The following is an 18,852-nucleotide window of genomic DNA, read 5'->3' on the forward strand; positions in this document are numbered from 1 at the left end:
AAGGGATCAACACGGTGACGCTACCTTCAATATCTTTACCAACAAGAATTGACCAAGCCCGACTGAAATGGACGTCGTTACAGCAACAACATCTCTATTTTGCCCCTGTACGCCACCATAGCCCAGCTTGTGCTTATGCAGTTTTATCATTAATTGATTCTGTAAAACCTGATTATATCTTAATTGAAGGTCCGGATACCTTTAATTCGCTTATTCCTAGCCTAACGGATAAAGATACTCTCCCTCCTGTTGCTATTATGGGGCAAGCCGAATATTGTCATCATGATAGTGGCCTAGAAGAGCGTGAAAAATCGCTACACTCTGCCTATTTCCCATTTTGTGAATATTCCCCTGAGTGGCAAGCTTTGCGAGGTGGTTTACGCATCAATGCAACAACACGTTTTATCGATTTACCTTGGGCGGCTCAAGTCAATAACGAAGAGTATAGCGATCTACAAAGCCGTAGCTTACAAAAAGAACGTTATTTAGCCCATAGCCAATTTATTGCACAATTAGCTAAACAATGTCATTGCCGTGATCATGATGATGTTTGGGAGCATCTTTTTGAGTTACGCAGTATTGAGGCATTAGCAGATTGGCAAACACTGTTTAATGACATTTTTATTTGGTGTGCACTTGCGCGCCTTGACTATGAACCTGAAGTACTTGCATCTGAGGGCTCTTCACAACGTGAAGCACATATGCTCACTCATATTAAAACCATCAAACAGCACGAGCCTAATGCCAAAATATTAATCGTCACAGGGGGAGCCCACACCCTTGCGCTAATCGAAGGCTTAGCTTCTTCACAACCCCACTCTTTCGCTATTTCTAGCTCAGAACAAAAGCACTTTACTAAAATGCAAAAAATGGGCGAAAAAGAGCAAGCTTGGCAAAGCTTAATGCAACAACATCATGATAAATTAGAAAACAATGAGGCGGCAAAACAGCCAACGCAAGTTTATCGCAATAAAATGGGCATCGCCTTTTTAAGCTCAGTGGCTCAGACTATCAGAGAACAACAATTTGATAATCCACCCAGTTATTTAACCGTAAAACTAGCAGCCGAGCAGAGTTTACGCCTCGCTTTACTAAGAGAGCACACTGGTATGGGGCGTTATGATTTGCTTGATGGGTTACAAAGCGCCTTTATTAAAGGCAGTTTAGATGACAGTCAAAACGAATTATGGGACGAAATCAAAACCTGTTTTTCAGGTTATCTATTAGGACAAATTCCATTAGGTACAGCAACGCCCCCTTTAGTCAATGAAACCTATGAACGTGCCAAAGCGTTTCGCTTTAAACTTGATGATACATTAGCAAAAACTACAAAATGTGATGTTTATCGCAACCCCCAACATCGCTTAAGAAGTCGTTTTTTACATTTATTGGCATTTTTAGAAATCCATTTTGCCCACCGTGTCAATGGACCTGATTTTCTTTCTGGTCACCAGTTAGATCTATTATTTGAAGAATGGCAATATGCATGGACCCCCAATGTTGAAGGTGAACTGATCTCATTATCAGAAAAAGGCTCTCAACTTGAAACTATCGCCTTAAATAAACTGTTAGCAATGGAAAAACAGCTTGCAGAACAAGGACAAAGCCGTTCAAGCCAAAGTGCGGTCACTTTGTTAATTCAAGCGGCATTAATTGGGCTCCACCAGCGTATCCCTACGCTATTTAAACTGCTAGATAGCTATATTCAGCAAGATTTTCGCCTTGAGTCATTAACACAATGTGGACATAAATTGATCCATTTATGGCGAGGTCGTCAATATCTTGATATTACCGATGAGCTGACATTGGAAAATAGGCTACATCAAGTGATCCCTCAAGCCTTCTTTTGCTTAGAGCAATTGGCTCAAGGTGATGAGCAACAACAAGAAAGCAATCTGCAAGCCCTACTTTCTTTACGTGAACTCATTGAGTTTATGCCATCACTGGATCATCAATATGATTATAAAAGTGATTTTTATCAGCAACTTAATCGCCTTGATGGACAGTTAGATACCGTTCCTTTATTAAAAGGTGCGGTAGATGCATTACGTTATCTAGGTTCGTATATTGACGAAAAGACCTTAGCGGCCGTGTTAAATGCGACCTTTAGTACAGGCAGCTCTCCCGAACATGCCATTGGTTATTTTGTCGGTATAATGCGCACCGCACCAGAGCTAGTCATTCGCCTGCCGTTGTTAGTCAATCACTTAAATAGCTTATTACAGCAATGGGATGAAGAACGCTTTATTCAGATTTTACCTGATCTGCGTTTTGCCTTTAGCCAACTTAATCCCAAACAAAATGCAGAGCTTGCACAATATATTGCTAATGATATTGGTTTAGATACGCAAGCCTTATCACTATGGCAATCAGAATTTAGTGCCAAGCAAATGCTTGAAGCCACTAAACTCAATCAAAAACTGCAACAGCGCATTAAGACACAAGGCATGATTTCTTGGTTTGAGGCGAAGAAAACAGAGAAAGGAGACCATACTCATGGAGAAGCATGATGATGATATGCCTAAAGATAAAATACAACAAGCCAAACGTTGGCGCTTGATTTTAGGCCAATACGCTGATGATGCTTTAGGGCAAGCCACATTTAATGCTGATGATCTTAAAATTGAACGTACACTCGATTTTCTTTATCGCCGTGAATATCAGCGCCGAGGATTACGTCAAGAGCGCGGTCGCCATGGCTCTCTCGATGCATCGCAACTTACTGCCGTAAACTGGCTAAATCAAGCTCGCAAACTTTTTCCCAATAGCACATTTGAACGTATGCAATCACAAGCGATTGAACGTTATCAAATCAGTAGCTTTCTTAAAGATCCCAATACGCTAAAAGCCATGGAGCCGACTAAAGCGTTAGCTAAAACACTATTAAGCTTACGCGGACGAATGAGCGAAGAAACGCGAGATGCAGTAAAAACCATTATTCATAAAGTGGTTGAAGATATTTTGCGTCAAATTCGTAATAACTTTCGCCAATCATTAACCGGCCGTCGTAATCGCTTTAGACGCTCGTTAGTACCAAATAGTCGTAACTTTGATTGGCGTGCCACTATTGCCGCCAATTTAAAACATTACGATACCCAAAATCGTCGTTTAGTGATTGAAACCCCTTACTTTAATTCACGAATGCAACAGCATTTTCCATGGGATGTCATTCTCTGTGTTGACCAAAGTGCATCAATGTCTAGTTCCATTATGTATGCAGCTGTGTGTGCGAGTATTTTAGCTTCATTACCTGCTGTTAATGTCTCCTTAATCGTTTTTGATACTCAAGTTGTCGATTTATCACACTTAGCCGACGATCCCGTTGAAGTGTTAATGACAGTCCAATTGGGAGGAGGTACGGATATTGCTAGTGCCATGCAATATTGCGAAAGCTTAGTTAACAACCCTAAGCGTACTGTTATTTCGCTTATCAGTGACTTTGAAGAAGGGGGATCATTAACCCGATTATTAGATTGCACACAACGTCTCAATAGCCAACAAGTTAAGTTATTAGGACTGGCAGCACTAGATGATGAGGCTCAACCGGTTTATGACTCAACTATCGCACAAAAACTCGCCGATAGAGGTATGCAAGTTGCAGCTTTAACCCCAGAACATTTCGCACAGTGGCTAGCAGAGGTAATGCAATGAGTTGGCAGACCGTTTATTTTCATTATGATGAAGATGCGCTTACCGTCTTTGCTAATGCCGGATTATTAAGACGCGCAAGAAAAGATGTTGATAACGAAAAAGTCTCTGTTACTGATGCAAATACAGGGCAATTTAGCAGTGATGGGCAAAAAGTCGTTTTACATGAAGCAGGCATTCAGCAAGCCAGTTGTGATTGTTCCGCAGCAGGTTGTTGCAAACATATTTTAGCCGCTATTTTATGGTTACAAGCCAACAACAATTCGACTGATGATATTAATAATCCCATTGAAACATCAGCAGAAAAAATTATAGCGCCTGTTGAAACACCGCCTTTATTACCCTCTTTATTTACGCTTGATCCCGAGTTACTCATCAAAAAAGCAGGTAAACCCGCCTGTCGGACTGCGATTAACTTAATTGAACAATGGGAAGATAAAACCTTAGTTCTAGAAGACACAGGAACCCAGCTAAAAATCCAACTCCCTGATGTTGATGAACCGGTCATTTTCTTACAAGCAAGTGGTTACGATGGCATGTTATCCCCTTTTTCTAGCTCTCAGAAAAAAGCTTTTCATCTTGCGATTGTCGCGAAAATATTTGAGCAAAATACACAGCCTTGGACGTGGCCTGAAGATTTAATTCCCTTAAAATCTTCACAACGCCCACTGAATGATGAAGAAATTGCCCTTATTAATACTATTGAACAATTTATTGGTGATCTATTACGTCAAGGGCTATCACACATTAGTTTAAGTAGCGCAACGCAATTACATTTACTTAATATGTCTGCTCGTGCCGAGGGTTTACCTCGTTTAGCCTCTTATTTACGAACATTAAGTACTCAAGTCAAGCGGTTAGCAGAAAGACATTTCACTATGGATGAAAGCAATGTCTTACGTCTATTAGCTCATATCTCAGCCTATCTTTTCCAGCTATCTTATGCGACACCTGAACAATTAAAAACATTACGAGGACAACTTCGCCGTCAATATGATGATAAAAAAACCAGTCTCGCGCTTATTCCTATTGATGCACATTGGTGGACAGCACAAAGTGGCGCATTAGGCACAACTTTTACTTTCTGGGATAAAGAAGCAAAACAATTTTTACAAGCGACACAAGCTCGCCCTAATCAACTTGATACCCTATTTAATCGCTATAGTGTTTGGCATAGTTTATCGTTATGGAAACAAACTGCAGATAAGCTCATGCGCCGACCTTTCTTATTACAAGCGCCTCGTATTTCTGATGAAGGGAAACTAGCTACTATTGGCGATAGCTTTGCGCAAAATCAAACCGATTTTCTTGATGTCACAGATTATCATCAACTACAAACAGAATTAGGTATTCATAACTGGCAAGATTTACCCAATTATTTTACGGATCAACCAGAAGGATTTCTTTCCCCTCTGGTTTTACATATCAAAAGCTATAATCCCTTAATTTGGCATGAAGTAGAGCAGTGTGTTATTTGGGAAGTGGTAGATAATAATGGAAATTCGGCCTTTTTGCGCCTTTATTGGGAAGGCGAAACGCAAAATAATTTAGAAGAATTACGTTTTCTCACTAAACGAGAATTAGAAATCGTTGCGATCACCGTGCAACCTGTTCGACGTGATTTCAATATCGATTTATTACCCACCACCATTTGGATCAAAACAGAGCAAGGCATTGAAATGTTTTATCTCGATTTTGACCAATTTCCCCGTAAGAAAAAACAGTCTGGTTTTATTAGTCATATTCAAGAATATATGGCTAAACGTAAGCGACAAACGGCAATGCATCACAGTGAACCAACCCTTGCACAAAAATTTTGTCGCCCCATTTTATCCGTATTGGAAGCCCAAGCATGTACAGGGCGAGAACAACTTTCTGCAATGCAAAAAGAGCAATTAGAGAGAAGCAAACAAATTGCTGACGATTTAGGTATGACATTAATAGCTAACCAATTAACTCGTTATCTCGCTTTAACTGCTCGTGACTCTCAAGCTTTATTACAGTTAATTTGGCTATGTGATAATCTGCAACAATTACAAAGCCCGCTACCCATTCAACTTAATGAATAAATTTCAAGGTTGTTGTTAAATAAAAAGCTATCTCACTTAGTTAATAAGAGAGATAGCTTATAGAATAGCAATAACTGGGTTTAGGCAGGATTATCAATATCGACAAAAGTAACATCTAAATGGTGAGTTTGTGCTAACCATTCACCTAATGCTTTAATACCATAACGCTCGGTAGCATGATGCCCAGCAGCGAAAAAATGCACGCCCATTTCTCTTGCTATATGAATCGTCTGCTCTGAGACTTCTCCTGTTACAAATGCATCAACACCTTGCTCTGCCGCCTGTTGAATAAATCCTTGTCCTCCACCAGTACACCAAGCAATATGGCGAATAACATCTGGTGCATTGTCACCACAGTGAAGCACATTACGCTGTAAGGCTTTTTCGAGTCGTGTTTTTAATTCATTGGCTGTGACAGGTAGATCAAAAATCCCTTTCGGCACTAAAGGCTCGATCTCACCCTCAACTTTTACGCCCATTTTTAACGCTAATTGAGCGTTGTTACCTAAAATAGGATGGGCATCTAAAGGTAAGTGATAACCATATAGATTGAGATCATTACATAGTAGGGTTTTTAAGCGATTGCGTTTCATTGAACGGATAACAACTGGCTCATTCTTCCAAAAATAACCATGGTGAACTAATACAGCATCTGCATTTAAACGTACCGCTTCATCAAGTAAAGCTTGGCAAGCCGTTACTCCTGTCACTATTTTTTGAATATGAGGGCGCCCTTCTACTTGAAGACCATTAGGTGCGTAGTCGTGAAAATTCTCAATACTTAGCTTTTCATTAATAATTAATTCTAGATCAGTATTTTTCATATCCTGTTTCTCCTTGTTATCACGGCGCCACAGTGCGTAGTGTACATATGTGATAAATAACAATAGATTAATTAGCACTTCTCAAAGTGAATAACCTTTATTGTAACTTAAAATAAGAGAATAAATAGAACAGTGAAAAATACACGTGATAACACGTTAAAAAGGGTTTGAAGAAGGGGAAAAAATAACGCCTGTTTCAACAGGCGTTAAATGGAATTTTCTGTTATTTATGGCTAGTTAATGCCATTTCTGATTTAGCTAACCAAACTGGCTTATTGCTTGTTTTAGACCATACACGATGTAAATAGCTATAAAACTGAGCGCGTTTAGGATGAAAAACCATAACAGGAAATGCCACAATACCTAGCGCTACCGCACCAGTACGACGGGCTAAAACATGTTTTTTAGTGTATTCGTTATAAGCTGGCATAGTGTTCTCCTGCATAAAATGAATTGATGCTGAAATTTTACCTCATTTGATGAAATTTTACTACTGATCAGACCACTTATTTTGTGCGAAAAATCACCTTTATTTTGCTTGTAGTGTAATTAAATTTCACAATAGAAATAAAAATGAAATAAAAATGAAACAAAATTGAAACAAAAACAAAAAACCTATTAACAAAGCAAACTAATACTTTATTGAATTACGGTTATAGTAAATAATTTCGCGATTGAATGATAAAAAAGAGAAAATCAAAACAAGAAAAGGGAGATAAGGTATCCAATAATGCTATATCAGCACTAAAGGATATATGACTGGACAATATATTTGGTAATAAGTAATGAAATATTTATTTAGGAAAATCAACAAAATCAACATCTATTGAATGATGAATAAGACGAGTAATAAATAAGGTATCATTTTTTGGTAGATAATAAATTGAATGTTTTTTAAACTCAAATCGTCTCATACCATTACACACCCAATTACATTCTCGTCCAATCCAAGGTGCTTTAGCTAGTAGCTCAAATGTCTGTTTTAAATCATTATGATATTTTTTTGCCTGAGTTACTCCAAATTGTTGAATAGTATAACGAGCAATTTGATAAATATCTTCTTCTGCTAATTGAGAAAGTTTATACATTTAAGTCCTTTTCAGCTCTTGCAAAAATATCATCCATGTCATTTTTACTTTCTAGTGAATTCACACCATCTAGTACCATTTTACGAACCAATTGGAGTCGTTCTTCTCTGATTTCCATCATACGCAAAGCATCTCTAATAACCTCAGAGGTATTTCCATAACGCCCTGAATTAATCATTGAGCCCACAAAATCATTGAAGTGTTCACCTAAAGTTACACTCGTTACTCGTGCCATAAACCCTTCCTACATTGTATTACTTAGTAATACTACATTAGCAATAAATTTATTCATTTGCCAGTTAATACCATAAAAAAATACCCCAAATCAGAAAATCAATTTTGGGGTATCATTCAGTAACTAGATAATTTTATAGCATAAAATACTCTAATTTTATTTCTTCACCGCTTTACCTTTGCCACGTAAGGTTTCAGTTAACCCTTTCAGAAAGTATCTCACCAGTTGATCGCCACAGTTACGGTAGTTTTTATGTCCTGGCTTACGAAATATCGCGCTAAGTTCAGGCTTAGAAACGCGAAAATCCGCTAGTTCATAAATGTTAATCATATCCATGTCTTTTAATTCAAAGGCAACACGTAATTTCTTTAAAATAATATTGTTGGTTATCCGTTTTTCGACTTCTGGAGTAGGATATTTTTCATCTTTACCACGACGATAAAAGATAAGCCCATTTAAAAAATGTCCCAAGGCCATATCATCACACTCAACAAAGGCAGGATCATCGTCTTTTTTTAACCACTGATTGACTTGCTCTTTAGTCGCGGTGAAATCCGCCAGTTTCATTATATCAACAATATGACCATCGCTAAGATCTAACATATAACGCACACTGCGTAACACATAATTATTTTGCATTGATTATCCGCTCTTTATTCAATTCTAAATCAATCATCAATGATGGATATCAATGTTGTGATCTAAAAGTTATTATGATTAAAAAAATACACTCCACCTATAGGTAGAGTGTATTCTATTTGGTGATAAATAAATTATACGACTAAGTTATTTAGTTTATTGTTTACTGGCAAAAACATTATTAACAATTTCAATGGCTTCTTTTTCAATTAATTCGCGATGCTCAGAGCCACGGAAGCTTTCACAATAAATTTTGTACGCTTCTTCGGTTCCAGAAGGACGAGCGGCAAACCAACCATAATCGGTCATCACTTTTAAACCACCAATAGCAGCACCATTACCAGATGCGTGAGTTAAACGCGCAGTAATAGGATCACCTGCTAAGGTATTTGCGGTGACCATTTCTGGTGATAATCGTGACAACAACGCTTTTTGCTCATGAGTTGCAGATGCTTGTATACGATTATAGCTTGGAGAGCCAAAACGCTGCGCTAACTCGTTATAATGTTGTTGTGGATCTTTACCTGTTACCGCTTTTATTTCAGCAGCCAGTAAACATAAGATAATACCATCTTTATCTGTTGACCACGGTTTACCATTAAAACGTAAGAATGATGCCCCCGCACTCTCTTCACCACCAAAACCAAACTCGCCACTGAATAGACCTTGCACAAACCATTTAAAGCCGACAGGTACTTCAACAAGTTCACGACCTAAATCAGCCACGACTCGGTCAATCATCGCGCTAGAGACGAGTGTTTTACCCACTTTTACCTCATTTGACCACTGAGGACGATGGCGAAAAAGATAATTAATCGCTGCCGCTAAATAGTGGTTAGGATTCATCAAGCCCGAAGGAGTGACAATACCATGGCGATCGTAATCAGGGTCATTGGCGAAAGCTAAGTCAAATTTATCACGCAGTTGCAATAAACCTTCCATTGCCCAAGGTGATGAGCAATCCATACGGATCACACCATCATGATCTAATGTCATAAAGCGGAAAGTTTGATCCACCTGATCGTTTACCAACTCAAGATCAAGTTCGTAATATTCACCTATGCGTTTCCAGTATTCAATTCCTGAACCACCCAGTGGATCGACACCTAATTTCAAACCCGCTTTTTTAATTGCCTTCATATCAACAACGTCACCTAACGCTTTAACATAAGGCATAATTAAATCTTGCTCGTGAATATAACCACTCGCTAATGCATCATCATAAGAAAGACGTTTAACCCCCGATAAATTATTTTCCAATAATTCATTGGCGCGTTTTTCAATCACAGAGGTTAAATCAGTATCAGCAGGCCCACCATTTGATGGATTGTATTTTATCCCCCCATCTTCTGGAGGATTATGTGATGGTGTAATGACGATACCATCAGCAATGTCTTGGTGCCCTTGATTGTAAGTTAAAATAGAGAAGGAAACGCTAGGCGTTGGGGTATAACCATTATTCTCTTGAATAATCACGTTAACTTTATTTGCAGCAAGCACTTCTAAAACCGAAATAAAAGCAGGCTCAGATAATGCATGGGTATCTTTACCTACATAGCAAGGCCCCGTTACACCATTATTAGCTCGGACTTCAGCAATAGCTTGAGCAATTGCTAGAATATGTGCTTCATTAAAGCTATGACGTTTGGCACTGCCTCGGTGACCCGATGTACCAAATTTCACACGATGAGCATTCTGATTTGCTTGCGGTTTTAGTGAATAATATTGTGCGGTTAATTGCGCTACATTAATCAGATCGCTTTGACGAGTATGTTGCCCAGCTCTTGAATGGATTGCCACAAATCTTCTCCTATTTTACATCACAATCATGCTTTAAACGAAAGCCTTTGCAATGCATCAATTAACAATAGTGTTTAGATAGTTCCACACACTTTATCAATCTCATTGGCAGGGAATTGCATATCCTGCATGATGCTTTGTACCATAGTTCTTTTACGCTCAGTATTTGAGTTGGTAATAACCCAAAATGGCGTACCGGGAATATGGCGAGGTTTTGTATGACGTCCACTGTCGAGCAATGTTTTTTCATCACCGGCAAAATAAATTCGCGTGCGTCCATGTACTGTTTCAGCAGATTGAGTAAAAGTAGCACTATCTAAGCTATATAATGTAGACAGGATCTGTAAAAAACGATCAACTGATTTTGTTTTCTCTGCATAACTATCAGATAACAGCAGTTCACGCATTTCACGGACCGGATTTTTTGCTGGTGCGACAGGCTTAAGATCAGCATCCTGTTTAACGACAGGCGCTTGTACTGACTCAGTGACAACGACTGGCTGTACGGGCTGTTTGGCATCAAGCTTCAATAGACGCCTTAAAATATCTGAAGCGCTTTCACCGATATGTCTAGTTTCGCTAGCGATATAGCGGTAAAGTTCGTCATCAATTTCTATCTTTTTCATTGCTACCCAGTACTATTTTCAAAAAAAAGTGACTAGGATTATAAGATATAATCTTTAAAAACAAAATAGGTAAAATTTCAATAACTTAAAGCGTATTCATTAAAGAATTAATCTTTTTAAACTTTAAGCTAGGTATTTATCCTATTGTTTCTATCTGTATCATCTTCTATTCTTTGAATTTATTGCCATAGAATAGAGTTGACATCTTCTTCAATGCCCTTTCACATCAGCAATTAAAATAATATAAAACTCTGACTTATCCTTATTGAGCTATATCAAAATTTTATCTTACCCGTTAAATTTGGAACAATAATCTATATTATTCTATTTTCTCAGAATATAATAAATTACACTATCTCTTGTTAGATTAACTTTATCTCATATTCCGAAAAAGACAACAAGTTGGCTAATATGATTGCACATGTCATCATAAGGAAAAAATAGACTTAATTTTGGTCATCAATATGAAACTCAATGCATTATTAAACTATCAAATACATCAACCAGAAACAGCAACGATAAACAATTTACCTATTGTGTTGATCCATGGGCTTTTTGGTGATCTCAATAATCTAGGCGTACTAGGTCGCGATCTACGTCAAGACCACACCGTGATACAAATTGATGTGCGCAACCATGGGCATTCTCCTCATAGTGAAAGTATGCACTATCACGATATGGCACAAGATGTATTAACCCTGCTTGATAGCTTAAATATCGCAAAAGCAATCGTTATAGGTCACTCAATGGGAGGGAAAATTGCAATGGCAATGACCGCTCTCGCACCTCTTCGCCTTGAACGTATCGTAGTTATTGATATGTCTCCTGTTGCTTATAATGTTCGTCGTCATGATAAAATTTTTGCAGCCCTTGAAGCTGTCACTAAAGCTCACGTCACACAACGTACAGAAGCTATTGCTATTATGCGCCCTTTTATTGAGGAAGACGGCGTTATCCAATTTCTGCTTAAATCATTTAAAAAAGGTGAATGGTTATTTAATTTACCCGCAATCAAACAGGCTTACCCCGATATTATTGGTTGGCAAGAGGTGCCTGCTTGGCATCATCCTGTTTTGTTTATACGTGGTGGACTATCCCCATATATTTTAGATGAATATCGCGATAATATTGCTCGCCAATTTCCACAAGCAACCGCCTTTGTTGTCGCCAATACAGGACATTGGGTGCATTCTGAAAAACCAGAAACAGTAATTAAGGCCATTCGTCGCTTCTTAGCCAAAACAGTATAATGTTCCTTTGTTGGTTATAAATCACCAGCAATACTATTTTATAGCGTACAATTATTGCTCTTAAATCTGTTATTGTTGATAAAAAGACCAAATGACAATAGGTTAAACACAGGAAGCAGTAGCGATACGCCGATATGTGGGGTATTATTGGGCGCTTCATATTGAGTCATTGGTATACGCCCTTTCACAGCAAAATTTATGGCAAAAGAACAAACTGATCGCACCACACTGGATTTGTTCGCAAATGAACGCAGACCTGGGCGACCTAAAACAAACCCGCTTTCTCGGGATGAACAGCTTAGAATTAATAAACGAAACCAATTACGACGCGATCGCGTCAATGGATTACGTCGGGTTGAGTTGAAATTAAATGAGGATGCTGTCAATGCGCTTAATGAGCTTGCGAGCGCAAAAAATGTCAGTCGTAGTGAGCTTATTGAAGAAATATTACTAGAACAACTCGCACAAACTTATGCGTTAAAAAAACATCAAAGCTAAAAAAATCAGCAGGAAAATCACACAAATTCGACAGAATTACCCTGCTCTTTTCGTCAAAATAGTGCTTTAGTTTTCAATTATGAAAACATGATGTTTATCTTTTACTGGTAATTGTTCAAAAATACAGACAAAGAGAATAAAAGAGGTTATCTCACTTTATGGCAATCATAGGAATATTCTTCGGCAGTGATACCGGCAACACTGAAAATATTGCCAAAATGCTTCAAGAAAGATTAGGCGCGGATAATGCCGAAGTTCATGATATCGCAAAATCCAGTCAAGAAGACATCGAAGCATTTGATATTCTATTACTAGGTATTCCTACCTGGTATTATGGTGAAGCACAATGCGATTGGGATGACTTTTTCCCAACATTAGAAGATATTGATTTCAACGGTAAACTTGTTGCTCTATTTGGTTGTGGTGACCAAGAAGACTATGCAGAATACTTCTGTGACGCAATGGGAACTATTCGTGATATCATTGAACCTCGTGGCGCAGTCATTGTGGGTCATTGGCCTACTGAAGGTTATCATTTTGAAGCATCTAAAGGTCTTGCTGATGATAATCACTTTATCGGCCTTGCGATTGATGAAGATCGCCAACCAGAATTAACTGAAGAGCGTGTTGACGCTTGGGTTGCTCAGATCAAAGAAGAGATGAGCCTTGACGAAATTCTGGGATAATATAAATTCTTAATATTGAGAATGATAATTATTCAATGGTGTGCTAAGATAGTGTGATAGGTGGGGTGTTTATTTTTTAATATCATGCCTATAATCATTAAGGTTATTAAATACCCTATGTATTAATGAATATATACAGTATTTTGTGAGCACATATTAAATTCACCATTAGCAACAGGATTAAATCCGCATGACCGACAATAATAAAGCGTTAAAAAATGCTGGGTTAAAAGTTACACTTCCTCGCTTAAAGATCTTGGAAGTGCTCCAGGATCCTGAGTGCCATCATGTCAGTGCTGAAGATCTCTATAAAAAACTGATCGATATCGGCGAAGAGATTGGTCTGGCAACAGTCTATCGCGTCTTAAACCAATTTGATGATGCTGGTATTGTTACCCGACATAATTTTGAAGGTGGTAAATCAGTATTTGAATTAACTCAACAACATCACCATGATCACTTAATTTGCCTTGATTGTGGTAAAGTTATCGAGTTTACTGACGATGCTATCGAAGTTCGTCAAAGAAATATCGCTGAACGCCATGGCATCAAACTTTCCAATCATAGCCTGTATTTATATGGTCACTGCGCCGCAGGTAATTGTAAAGAAGATAGCCACGCACATGATGAGAAGTAATCATTCTGGATAATATCTCAGTAAAAAAAGGAACTGCCTGCAGTTCCTTTTTTATTGGTAAAGATTTACTACATTTTGAAATATCATGGGCAGCAACCGTAGCATTCAATATCGCCTCTAACCAAGCAGGATAGCGTAGTGTAAATACTTTCAGCTTATCTTCTACTTTTAAAAGGTGCGATCTCCTCTTCAGTACAAGTCTCAATAAATTCAGCTAAGGAAATTGCGCCTTCTTTTTGCAACCCTTCAATACTATCAGCAACAAAGTCACAATACCCCTTGACATCTAAAAATTGTCCTCGGAATGCACTTATTTCTGATCCATAAACAACAGATGCAGGGTGACCATTTATTATCATGATATTTGTGCTTTTAATCATGTTTTACTCCTATCACACTCTCAAACTATTAAGGATAAAGCGTAATAAATACACTTTATCCTTATTGTTATTTAGAAAATCGTAAATGGCATGATCACATTGAATTTAACGTCTTTTTCATCTTGGAAGATATTACCAAAACCACCTTCATAGCTTGGTATATCGGAATGGTTATCATAACGAGTGTAGTGGAGTTTAAATAACGTACCTTTCGCTCTCCCCTCTTGAACGGTATACATGATGTCGGCATTCCATGCGCTTTCTCTAATACGTTTACTTTGGTCATAAATAGGGTTACTACTCGGTTTTGCATCCCAAGCATACACATAGGAAGTACCAATCGCCCAGCCCGGTAGATCCCAATTTTTTAGATCATACATCACTCCCGCGTATAATGCTTTTTCACCATTGGCGTTAAAATCAGAACGACCATCCCACCAGATATCTAAACGACCATTCGAGGTTGCCCATCCCGGCGTCATACGTTGTAAAAAGTAGCCTTGGTTACCTTCTGCTTTAACCCAAGTACCTTCAACTTTAAAATCAAATACATTGTAGGTATAGCCTAAAGTGAATGCTTGTAACCATGCCAAACCATCATAAACATCGTTAATTCCCCCTCCAGTGACTTTATCTTTTGCACCGTAGAATTGATAAGAGGTTTTTAATGTATTATTTGCGATAGGGAAATCGTAAGAAACTTTGCCAAAATATTGATCAATATAACCATCAGCTTGGCCAAATGCGGCTTCTAATACTAAGCTATTTTTAAAATCATATTTGGCACCAAAAGAGTGTAAATAACTGATATTTGTCTCTAAGTCTGCCTTACGGAAATTGTACATATTCCGATACCACGGCGCTTTATATTCATCAGTCCACATATATGAGAAAGAGAGTTCACCATTTTTATCGAAATCAAATACAGCGCCCGCTTCTGCACCGCGATAAGTACCAGGTAAGAAACTCCAATGAGGACGTAATAATGTTTGCCCTTTAGGTTGAATATATCCACCTTGAGCCCAGAAATGGCCTAATTTAAATTTAGCAGCAGCTTTATAAATACTCACGCCACTGCGATCACCTGTCCATTTTTCATCCCAGCGACTTTTTGCATCACTAAATCCTATTTCATTAGGTGCAGCTGGCCCACTGTTGTTAAGTTCAACAGCACCAAAAGCAGCTAAATCAATACCAAAAAAATCACCCAGATAACCAGAAGAAAAATCAAGATTAGCGTTAAAGGTAGAGTGGTGTAAATTGGCTTTATATTTGCCGTAATCAGGACTGTTTGGTGTTAACTCTTTTCTATCACGGTCACGTTGCCAGTAATAGATCCCCCCTGTCAGGGTTGAGTCATCAATAAATCCTTCAGCATAAGACATTTTCGCAGGTAGTGCAGTTACAAGCAATGCGCCCATAACGGCAAGTGCCACCCTGCCTGGTTTAGCATGTTGCATAACCATAGCATTGTTTCCTCTTTGACTTTGACTAAAAAAGAAATAAGCACCAACGCCTATTTCCAAATATAAAACCCCAAATGGGGAAAAAACCTAAAATTAGGTTAACAACAGCTTATTTTTCGCGACGCGAATTATCAACCTAAAAAAAAGAATTTTTATCAAAATATGACCAAGGGCACATTACTTAATTACAGTTTCATATTTTTTCTTTAGTCAATGAGGGACAAGTAGAACGTAAATATTTTTTAATATATTGATATTAAAAAAGAAAATTATCACACCTAATATGATAATGTTTCGTTTTTATAGAAAAGAATTATTAGTCGTATTAATTAATAAACTTTTTTAGAAAAGAAAAATATGTGTCATGGTTCACATTTTTATTATTATAGACAAATTCAATATAATCATATGAAATAAAAGAAGAAGATGATGACAAAAGTTAATAATTTAACACAACGTAAATAAGAATTGATACAAATAATAGCTATAGAAACTCACATTAAAAAATAAAAAATAATAATTATTGGTCAATAAAAACAAACTTATTTGATAAATAAAAAATGCTCGATAAATTATTATCGAGCATTTTATTAAGATGTGAGTTTAGTGATATTACACGCCACTAAAACAGAGCGTATTAACCTTGTTTCGAAATCTTCGCCCAAGTATCACGTAAACCAACAGTACGGTTAAAGACCAGTTTATCCGCTGTCGAAAGCTTATCAGCACAGAAGTAACCTTCACGCTCAAATTGATACGCTTTTTCAATAGCCGCATCTTTTAAGCTTGCTTCCACAAAACCTTGACGGATCACTAATGATTCAGGGTTAATGGTTGATAAGAAATCCTCTTCAGCACCAGGATTCGGTACGCTAAATAAACGATCATAAAGACGAATTTCTGCTGGAATAGCATGTGGAATGCTGACCCAGTGGATCACCCCTTTTACTTTACGACCATCAGCCGGATCTTTATTTAACGTCTGTGGATCGTAAGTACAATAAATAGTGGTTATTTCACCTTGTTCATCTTTTTCAACTCGTTCTGCTTTAATGACATAAGCATTACGCAGACGGACTTCTTTACCTAATACCAGACGTTTATATTGACGATTGGCTTCTTCTTTAAAATCTGCACGATCAATATAAATTTCACGGCTAAATGGTACTTCACGAGTTCCCATTTCTGGTTTATTTGGGTGATTTGGCGCAGTTAAAATCTCTTCACCTTCTGGCATATTTTCAATCACTAAACGTACCGGATCGATAACAGCCATCGCACGAGGTGCATTTTCGTTTAAATCATCACGAATACAAGCTTCTAATGATGCCATTTCCACGTTGTTATCTTGTTTGGTCACACCAATACGTTGACAGAATTCGCGGATTGACTCAGCCGTATAGCCACGACGACGTAAGCCAGAAATTGTCGGCATACGCGGATCATCCCAACCATCAACAATATTTTCTGTCACAAGCTGATTTAGCTTGCGCTTAGACATGACGGTATATTCAAGATTAAGACGTGAGAACTCATATTGACGAGGGTGGCAAGGAATAGTGATATTATCCAACACCCAATCATATAAACGACGGTTATCTTGGAATTCCAAAGTACATAAAGAATGTGTGATATTTTCCAATGCATCAGAAATACAATGGGTAAAATCATACATTGGATAAATGCACCATTTGTTACCTGTTTGATGGTGTTCAGCGAATTTGATCCGGTAAAGAACAGGATCACGCATGACAATAAATGGTGATGCCATGTCAATTTTCGCACGTAGGCACGCTTTCCCCTCTTCAAAGCCACCCGCACGCATTTTTTCAAATAGCGCTAAGTTTTCTTCTACACTACGAGAGCGATAAGGGCTATTTTTTCCTGGCTCTTTGAGTGTGCCACGATATTCACGAATTTCTTCAGCACTCAACTCATCAACATAAGCCAAGCCTTTGTTAATCAGCTCAATCGCATATTGATACAGTTGATCAAAATAGTCAGAGGAGTAATGAACGTTACCATCCCATTGGAAACCTAACCACTGAACGTCTTTTTGAATCGAGTTGATATATTCAACATCTTCTTTTACTGGATTCGTATCATCAAAACGTAAATTACATTTACCTTGATAATCTTGTGCAATACCAAAATTTAAGCAAATTGATTTTGCATGGCCAATATGAAGATAGCCATTAGGTTCAGGAGGGAAACGGGTATGGACACTATTATGTTTCCCGGTAGCCAGATCTTCGTCAATAATTTGACGAATAAAGTTCGTTGGGCGGGCATCTGCCTCATTCATGGTCATTTTTTCCTCAAAGCAAAACGCATATTGACCTACTATAATCCAATAAGCAGACTTAAATCAAGCTATTGTTTTAAAATCAATTATTTACAATTTAACCATGATATAATTAATAAGAAAAAACACGACAAAACATGACAATACCAGACAAATAAATCAATATATTACAAGTTTTAGTGAGTGTGTTTTCTGTTAAATTCTCCCACCCTGCTATACTCTCCAAAAACTAACCGGATCCGTTATGAACCTCGCAAACTTATCTCAAGAAGAAAAAGACAAAATCAATGTCGATTTGGCTACTTCAGGTGTCGCATATAAAGAACGGCTCAACATGCCAATTGTTGCGTCCAAAGTTGAACGACAACAACCAGCACATTTATGAATGTATTTTAATAAAGGGTTAGTGTTTTATAGTGAAAAAAATAAGAAGTTGCTACATGGGAATTCTGCACCATATCTGAAAGAGCTAAGCAATTTGATTTATATTAAAACTCAAGTTTTGACTAATAACCTTCTCATATATATATCATCAATCATTGATATAACACATTGAACAACAATAACAAGATCGATTTTAACGATCATTTCACCAACCATTAATAGGTAGTAACTATCAAAATCAACGCCATCGATCGAAAAAACCATCTTTACTTAAGTGATATTTGAAATAATAATAACTTAAATTATTTATTTTTATA

General features: G+C 37.6%; 17 protein-coding genes and 1 pseudogene. 8 read left to right on the plus strand and 10 right to left on the minus strand.

The annotated features are described in order from the left end of the window. Positions 1–14 precede the first annotated feature (14 nt). From AACU95_RS11200 to AACU95_RS11210, 3 genes are read left to right on the plus strand one after another with little or no spacing between them, the layout of a single operon-like run. Positions 15–2,510: a DUF5682 family protein gene (locus AACU95_RS11200; protein ID WP_161737064.1), complete on the plus strand. Its 2,496-nt coding sequence runs from the start codon at positions 15–17 to the stop codon at positions 2,508–2,510. Continuing rightward, the gene (locus AACU95_RS11205; RefSeq protein ID WP_004244403.1) at positions 2,497–3,651 is read left to right on the plus strand and encodes a VWA domain-containing protein; all 1,155 of its coding nucleotides are present in this window, start codon (positions 2,497–2,499) and stop codon (positions 3,649–3,651) included. The genes AACU95_RS11200 and AACU95_RS11205 overlap by 14 nt, the downstream gene beginning before the upstream one ends. Further along, positions 3,648–5,717: an SWIM zinc finger family protein gene (locus AACU95_RS11210; RefSeq protein WP_004244402.1), complete on the plus strand. Its 2,070-nt coding sequence runs from the start codon at positions 3,648–3,650 to the stop codon at positions 5,715–5,717. Before AACU95_RS11205 ends, AACU95_RS11210 begins: the two co-directional genes overlap by 4 nt. A gap of 80 nt (positions 5,718–5,797) precedes the next feature. Here the strand turns inward: AACU95_RS11210 and AACU95_RS11215 are convergent, their stop codons facing one another. The 7 genes from AACU95_RS11215 to seqA form a co-directional block, all read right to left on the minus strand. Next, the gene (locus AACU95_RS11215; RefSeq protein ID WP_004247540.1) at positions 5,798–6,541 is read right to left on the minus strand and encodes a type 2 GTP cyclohydrolase I; all 744 of its coding nucleotides are present in this window, start codon (positions 6,539–6,541) and stop codon (positions 5,798–5,800) included. Between the two features lie 223 nt (positions 6,542–6,764). Continuing rightward, positions 6,765–6,971 (minus strand): YbfA family protein, encoded by a 207-nt coding sequence (locus tag AACU95_RS11220; protein ID WP_004247539.1) that lies wholly within the window; start codon positions 6,969–6,971, stop codon positions 6,765–6,767. Positions 6,972–7,335: 364 nt separating this feature from the next. Beyond that, positions 7,336–7,629, minus strand: a complete 294-nt coding sequence (locus AACU95_RS11225; RefSeq protein ID WP_004244399.1) for a type II toxin-antitoxin system RelE/ParE family toxin — start codon at positions 7,627–7,629, stop codon at positions 7,336–7,338. Next, positions 7,622–7,864: a type II toxin-antitoxin system ParD family antitoxin gene (locus tag AACU95_RS11230; protein WP_004244397.1), complete on the minus strand. Its 243-nt coding sequence runs from the start codon at positions 7,862–7,864 to the stop codon at positions 7,622–7,624. Before AACU95_RS11230 ends, AACU95_RS11225 begins: the two co-directional genes overlap by 8 nt. 156 nt (positions 7,865–8,020) lie before the next feature. Then, a complete protein-coding gene (locus AACU95_RS11235; protein ID WP_012367657.1) occupies positions 8,021–8,503 on the minus strand; it encodes a YehS family protein in 483 nt (160 codons plus the stop codon). A gap of 156 nt (positions 8,504–8,659) precedes the next feature. Then, positions 8,660–10,303, minus strand: a complete 1,644-nt coding sequence (pgm, locus tag AACU95_RS11240) for a phosphoglucomutase (alpha-D-glucose-1,6-bisphosphate-dependent) (protein WP_004244393.1) — start codon at positions 10,301–10,303, stop codon at positions 8,660–8,662. A 74-nt stretch (positions 10,304–10,377) separates the two neighbouring features. Next, positions 10,378–10,929: a replication initiation negative regulator SeqA gene (gene seqA / locus AACU95_RS11245; RefSeq protein WP_004244392.1), complete on the minus strand. Its 552-nt coding sequence runs from the start codon at positions 10,927–10,929 to the stop codon at positions 10,378–10,380. 464 nt (positions 10,930–11,393) lie between these two features. Between seqA and ybfF the strand changes: the two genes are divergently transcribed. The 4 genes from ybfF (at position 11,394) to fur (ending at position 14,000) form a co-directional block, all read left to right on the plus strand. Beyond that, positions 11,394–12,179, plus strand: coding sequence for an esterase (ybfF, locus tag AACU95_RS11250; protein ID WP_004244388.1), 786 nt, complete (start codon positions 11,394–11,396; stop codon positions 12,177–12,179). A 198-nt stretch (positions 12,180–12,377) separates the two neighbouring features. Then, a complete protein-coding gene (gene ybfE, locus AACU95_RS11255; RefSeq protein WP_004244385.1) occupies positions 12,378–12,677 on the plus strand; it encodes a LexA regulated protein in 300 nt (99 codons plus the stop codon). A gap of 158 nt (positions 12,678–12,835) precedes the next feature. Then, a complete protein-coding gene (gene fldA / locus AACU95_RS11260) occupies positions 12,836–13,363 on the plus strand; it encodes a flavodoxin FldA (protein WP_004244384.1) in 528 nt (175 codons plus the stop codon). A gap of 190 nt (positions 13,364–13,553) precedes the next feature. Then, the gene (fur, locus tag AACU95_RS11265) at positions 13,554–14,000 is read left to right on the plus strand and encodes a ferric iron uptake transcriptional regulator (RefSeq protein ID WP_004244382.1); all 447 of its coding nucleotides are present in this window, start codon (positions 13,554–13,556) and stop codon (positions 13,998–14,000) included. Positions 14,001–14,155: 155 nt separating this feature from the next. Here the strand turns inward: fur and AACU95_RS11270 are convergent, their stop codons facing one another. The 3 genes from AACU95_RS11270 to glnS all read right to left on the minus strand — a co-directional run bounded on the left by AACU95_RS11270 (position 14,156) and on the right by glnS (position 18,151). Beyond that, complete coding sequence (locus AACU95_RS11270) at positions 14,156–14,380, minus strand: type II toxin-antitoxin system HicB family antitoxin (RefSeq protein WP_004244380.1); 225 nt, start codon at positions 14,378–14,380, stop codon at positions 14,156–14,158. A 71-nt stretch (positions 14,381–14,451) separates the two neighbouring features. Next, positions 14,452–15,846, minus strand: a complete 1,395-nt coding sequence (gene chiP / locus AACU95_RS11275) for a chitoporin ChiP (RefSeq protein ID WP_004247531.1) — start codon at positions 15,844–15,846, stop codon at positions 14,452–14,454. A gap of 637 nt (positions 15,847–16,483) precedes the next feature. Further along, positions 16,484–18,151 carry a glutamine--tRNA ligase gene (gene glnS, locus AACU95_RS11280; RefSeq protein ID WP_012367653.1) on the minus strand — a complete coding sequence of 556 codons (1,668 nt, stop codon included), beginning with the start codon at positions 18,149–18,151 and terminating at the stop codon, positions 16,484–16,486. A 244-nt stretch (positions 18,152–18,395) separates the two neighbouring features. Between glnS and AACU95_RS11285 the strand changes: the two are divergent. Then, a pseudogene (locus tag AACU95_RS11285) lies at positions 18,396–18,533 on the plus strand (DNA polymerase III subunit theta); the annotation flags it as partial. Positions 18,534–18,852 lie beyond the last annotated feature (319 nt).

It is taken from the genome of Proteus sp. G4415, from assembly GCF_963896075.1.
Taxonomy (GTDB): domain Bacteria; phylum Pseudomonadota; class Gammaproteobacteria; order Enterobacterales; family Enterobacteriaceae; genus Proteus; species Proteus mirabilis.